Origin of the sequence: Salinivibrio sp. MA427 (genome assembly GCF_001996115.1) — a bacterium.
In the GTDB taxonomy this organism is placed as follows: Bacteria; Pseudomonadota; Gammaproteobacteria; order Enterobacterales; family Vibrionaceae; genus Salinivibrio; species Salinivibrio costicola.
Genome location: NZ_MUFH01000190.1, coordinates 1 through 5,102, shown reverse-complemented (window position 1 = coordinate 5,102; position 5,102 = coordinate 1). Strand labels below are relative to the sequence as shown.

4 protein-coding genes are annotated in these 5,102 nt (G+C 53.5%); all 4 read left to right on the top strand.

Annotated elements, in window-relative coordinates; translation table 11 throughout:
* The coding region (hutI, locus tag BZG79_RS11365) for an imidazolonepropionase (RefSeq protein WP_077774440.1) at nt 1-811 on the top strand (811 nt) is incomplete at its 5' end.
* Nucleotides 808-1,860, top strand: coding sequence for a formimidoylglutamase (hutG, locus tag BZG79_RS11360; protein ID WP_077676796.1), 1,053 nt, complete (start codon nt 808-810; stop codon nt 1,858-1,860). The genes hutI and hutG, both read left to right, overlap by 4 nt.
* Nucleotides 1,861-1,862: 2 nt before the next feature.
* Nucleotides 1,863-3,353 carry a urocanate hydratase gene (gene hutU, locus BZG79_RS11355; protein WP_077774439.1) on the top strand — a complete coding sequence of 497 codons (1,491 nt, stop codon included), beginning with the start codon at nt 1,863-1,865 and terminating at the stop codon, nt 3,351-3,353.
* A gap of 10 nt (nt 3,354-3,363) precedes the next feature.
* A complete protein-coding gene (hutH, locus tag BZG79_RS11350; RefSeq protein WP_077774438.1) occupies nt 3,364-4,896 on the top strand; it encodes a histidine ammonia-lyase in 1,533 nt (510 codons plus the stop codon).
* Nucleotides 4,897-5,102 lie beyond the last annotated feature (206 nt).

Here is a 5,102-nt window from a genome sequence, read left to right as displayed (position 1 = left end):
GCTAAAAATGCTTCGGGTGGCGAAAGCTATCGAGCAGCATTTACCCGTGAATGTCTCTACGACCTTGCTCGCCGCTCATGCTATACCGCCGGAATATCAACACGATGCGGATCATTACATTGCGCATATCTGTCAATCCATTATCCCGGCCGCGGCGGAGCAACAGCTTGCTGACGCCGTGGATGTGTTCTGTGAAAACATTGCCTTTAGCGTCGACCAGGCCGAAAAAATCTATGCGGCTGCCAATGCTCATGGACTCAACATTAAAGCCCATACCGAGCAATTAAGCGACCTGGGCGGCAGTGTGGCGGCGGCCAAAGCCGGGGCCTATTCGGTGGATCATATTGAGTATTTGTCAGAGGCTGACACCCAGATTTTGGCCGAATTTGGCACTGTGGCAACCCTGCTTCCCGGCGCGTTTTACTTTTTACGTGAAACCCAAATGCCACCGATTGAAGCATTACGTGAACATCATGTCCCCATGGCGATCGCCACTGACTTCAACCCCGGCACCTCGCCCTTTGCCTCATTGACGCTCATGATGAACATGGCTTCCACCTTATTTGGCCTCACGCCAAAAGAGAACCTTTACGGCGTCACCCGTCATGCCGCCCAAGCACTGGGCTTAACAAACAAAGGTCAAATCGCGGTTGGGTTTGATGCCGATTTTGCCGTTTGGCAGTGCGACACCCCAGCCGAGCTCAGTTATATGGTCGGCACGGCGCCCTTAGTCGGAAGAGTGGTCAACGGGGTCTGGTATCCCGCAACACCGACTCCGCAGAGCACGCCCCACCAGGAGAATCAAGAATGAAACATCTTCCTGCTGATATGACCGTGTGGCAAGGACGTATTGATCCAGAAGATGGAGAGCGCGGTCTGCGTTTGCACCAAACCATCAGCGCCTACGATAACAGCGTCGAACAGCCGCCAGGTGTCGTGATCTATGGGTTTGCCTGCGATGAAGGAGTAGCGCGTAATCAAGGCCGCCTCGGTGCAGCCCTTGCCCCTGAAACGCTGCGACAAGCACTGGCAAACCTCGCCTGGCATAACAGCCATCCGCTTTATGATGGCGGAACCGTAGTATGTGATGACGCAGATCTGGTATTGGCCCAGCAAGGATTAAGTCAGCAAATCCATCGTTCGTTGCCACAGCACCGGGTCTTAACCCTAGGCGGCGGCCATGAAACTGCATGGGCGAGCTTTCAGGGCTTATCCCGTCATTTGACACACTCCCGTGTCAACGACCCCGCGCAGCCGCCTAAGATTGGTATTATTAACTTTGATGCCCATTTTGATTTGCGCACGCCACAAGGGCGCAGTCACGCCGGCAGCTCAGGCACACCCTTCGCACAAATCGCCCAATATTGTGACAAAAAAGGTTGGCCATTCCACTATGCCTGCCTTGGCGTAAGCCGCACCAGCAATACCCAAGCGCTGTTCGATAAAGCCGAGCAACGCCATTGCTGGGTAGAAGAAGATATCAATATGCAGGTAGACGCATTACCGGCGTTAAAAGCGCGATTAACCCAGTTTATTCAAGGCTGTGATTATCTCTATCTTACTGTCGATATGGATGTGTTTCCCGCTAGTGTCGCGCCTGGAGTGAGCGCCCCTGCAGCTTACGGCGTGCCAGTCGCGGTGATTGAGCCGTTAATTCGGCACCTGTTCACCGTTGCGCAGAAGCAGCACATTCCCGTCCCTATTTGCGATATCACAGAAGTAAACCCCCATTATGACCGCGACCAGCAAACCAGTCGCTTAGCCGCGCGTATGGCGTGGACCATGATTCACACAGCTTGTCCGCATCAATCTTGTCCGCAGCAAGCAGGCTCGCACCCCATCAACGATCAAGGAGAATAACCATGACGGACCCACGYTTCGATTCACGCACCGTGAAAGCCCCTACCGGGCCTGAGCTTAATGCAAAAAGTTGGTTAACCGAAGCGCCGCTTCGTATGCTGATGAATAACCTACACCCTGACGTGGCCGAGCATCCTAATGGTTTGGTGGTCTATGGTGGCATTGGCCGAGCTGCCCGCAATTGGCAATGTTTCGACAAGATTGTCGAGGTACTAAAACGCCTGAACGACGATCAAACCTTGCTGGTGCAATCCGGCAAACCGGTGGGTGTCTTCCCCACCCACAAAGATGCGCCACGTGTATTGATTGCCAACTCCAACTTGGTCCCGCATTGGGCAAACTGGGAACATTTTAACGAGCTCGATAAGCAAGGGCTGATGATGTACGGCCAGATGACGGCAGGCAGCTGGATTTACATTGGCTCGCAAGGCATTGTGCAAGGCACCTACGAGACGTTTGTCGCGGTGGCGAAACAACACTTTAATGGCGACGCCAAAGGCAAGCCCGTGTCGATTGGCTTATTGGCCAATGCAGCCGATATTTTCCCAGAGCTGGTGGAACGTCATATCACCCCCGATGTGGTCACCGACCAAACCTCGGCCCACGATCCCCTTAACGGTTATCTGCCGCAAGGCTGGACCATGGAGCAAGCCGCGGCACAGCGTAAAGACAACGAAGCCGAGGTAGTCAAAACCGCGAAAGCCTCGATGGCCGTACAAGTTAAAGCGATGCTCGATCTGCAAACACGCGGCGCTGCAACCTTGGATTACGGCAATAACATCCGTCAAATGGCGCTAGAAGTCGGTGTCAATAATGCTTTTGATTTTCCAGGATTTGTACCGGCATATATTCGTCCGTTATTCTGTCAAGGCATTGGTCCGTTCCGTTGGGTGGCGTTATCTGGTGATCCAGAAGATATCTATAAAACCGACCAAAAAGTGAAAGAGCTGATCCCTGATGATCCGCATCTTCACAACTGGCTTGATATGGCCAAAGAACGTATTCAATTTCAAGGTTTACCTGCCCGTATCTGCTGGGTTGGGGTCAAAGATCGTGCACGCTTAGCGCTTGCCTTTAACGATATGGTAAAAAATGGCGAGCTCAAAGCGCCGGTCGTCATTGGCCGTGATCATCTTGACTCAGGCTCAGTCGCAAGTCCCAACCGTGAAACCGAAGGCATGCTGGATGGCTCTGATGCCGTGTCAGACTGGCCATTGCTAAACGCCATGCTCAACACGGCATCCGGTGCAACCTGGGTATCATTGCACCACGGTGGCGGTGTCGGCATGGGCTTTTCTCAGCACTCAGGCGTGGTGATTGTGTGTGATGGCTCCGACGATGCGCATCAACGAGTGGCGCGAGTACTCAGAAACGATCCGGCCACCGGGGTGATGCGCCATGCCGATGCCGGCTATGACATTGCCATTGATTGCGCCAAAGAAGAACAACTCGATCTGCCGCTGCTGGATTTACCTAACCAGCCGCTGCGCTAAGGAGAGCAAAATGACCACACTGACATTACAACCGGGCGAACTCACCCTTTCCCAACTGCGGCAAGTAAGCCGTGAATCTGTACAGATTGCTTTTGCGGATGGCATTGAAGCCACCATGAAAGCCAGTACCGACACCGTCGCCGACATCCTCGCTCAAGACCGCGTCGTATATGGCATTAACACAGGGTTTGGCTTGCTGGCTAATACTCGGATTGAATTAGACGATTTAGAAACCCTGCAACGCTCAATCGTGCTCTCTCATGCCGCTGGTATTGGCGAGTTTATGGATGATGCCACCGTGCGTCTTATGATCGTACTGAAAATAGCCAGCTTGGCGCGCGGCTACTCCGGGATCCGCTTCGAGGTCGTAAAAGCACTGGCAGCGCTGGTTAATCACCAGGTGTATCCTTGCATTCCCAAAAAGGGCTCAGTCGGCGCCTCGGGCGATCTTGCACCATTGGCACATATGAGCACAGTACTGCTCGGTGAAGGCCAAGCCCGGTACAAAGGGGAAGTTATTTCTGGGGAGGCTGCACTCAAAATTGCGGGCCTATCGCCCATCACTCTTGGACCAAAAGAAGGACTCGCGCTGCTCAATGGCACGCAGGCCTCTACCGCTTTTGCGCTTGAAGGCTTGTTTGAAGCCGAAGATTTATACGCCGCGGCCACTGTCTGTGGCGCATTATCGGTAGAGGCCGCGCTTGGTAGCCGCCGGCCGTTTGACCCACGCATTCATGCCGTGCGTGGCCATCAAACGCAAATGGATGCCGCTGCCGCTTATCGTCACTTGTTGGACGAAAGTAGCGACATTGGCAACAGCCATCAAAATTGTGAAAAAGTGCAAGACCCCTACTCATTGCGTTGCCAACCACAAGTGATGGGCGCGTGCTTGCAACAAATTCGCCATGCCGCTGACGTGCTCACCACCGAGGCAAATGCCGTATCTGACAACCCGCTCGTGTTCCCAGACGATGGCGATATTATTTCCGGCGGCAACTTCCACGCCGAGCCGGTCGCGATGGTCGCGGATAACTTAGCCCTCGCGATTGCCGAAATCGGCAGCTTATCAGAGCGCCGCATGGCCTTACTGATTGATAGCAACTTGAGTAAACTCCCGCCATTTTTGGTCAATAACGGCGGGGTCAACTCCGGCTTTATGATCGCCCAAGTCACCGCTGCTGCACTGGCAAGCGAAAATAAGACTTTGGCTCACCCGGCATCTATCGATAGCTTGCCCACGTCTGCCAACCAAGAAGATCATGTCTCCATGGCGACTTTCGCTGCGCGTCGCTTGCATGACATGAGTGCCAACACCCGCGGCATTTTGGCCGTTGAGCTACTTTCGGCCAGCCAAGGGATTGATTTTCGCGCGCCCAATAAAACCTCTCAGCGCTTAGAGCAAGCCAAAGCCGAGTTACGCGGCGTGGTGCCGTTTTACGACAAAGACCGCTACTTTGCGCCTGATATCGAAAAGGCCAATGCGCTGGTGCAAACCGGTACCTATAACCGACTAATGCCCTCTGGCTTACTCCCTAGCCTGTAAAGTATTTACCCGCAAAAACGGCTCCTTATGAGCCGTTTTTTATTCAATTTGCCGCCATCTCCACAGAACCCAATGCGCTGGTGCAAACCGGTACCTATAACCGACTAATGCCCTCTGGCTTACTCCCTAGCCTGTAAAGTATTTACCCGCAAAAACGGCTCCTTATGAGCCGTTTTTTATTCAATTTGCCGCCATCTCCACAGAAC